This window comes from Arthrobacter sp. AK01 (assembly GCF_021109375.1).
GTDB lineage: Bacteria > Actinomycetota > Actinomycetes > Actinomycetales > Micrococcaceae > Arthrobacter.
This window is the reverse complement of the sequence record NZ_JAJOHP010000166.1, coordinates 1-293: the sequence shown is the minus strand read 5'-3', so window position 1 is coordinate 293 and position 293 is coordinate 1. Positions and strand designations below refer to the sequence as shown.

At 61.8% G+C, this 293-nt stretch carries 1 pseudogene; it reads left to right on the top strand.

Annotation, left to right across the window (positions count from 1 at the left end):
* Window positions 1-110 precede the first annotated feature (110 nt).
* Window positions 111-293: pseudogene (locus LN996_RS23580) on the top strand (hypothetical protein); the annotation flags it as partial.

Genomic DNA, 293 nt, shown 5'->3' with positions numbered 1-293 from the left:
CAGCTCCGCAAGCTTCGCCAGCAGCCAAAAAACAACGGGGGGAGAGGGGAGCTGGCCGGTCACCATTGGTCGCCCCACCCACCACCTTTCTCGGCAAAAGAAGGAGCAACATGCTTAACCACCTGATCGCGCTGTACGTCCCGGCGCGGCTGAGCGAAAGCGTCACTGTCCACAGCGTTGATGCCCGGCACACAAGCCTTCAGATCATCGTCGGCGGCGGACTGGAATGCATCGCCCGAGGCGACTGGCAGGTCTACCTGAACGCGGAAACGCAAACCACCGGAGCCTCAAAC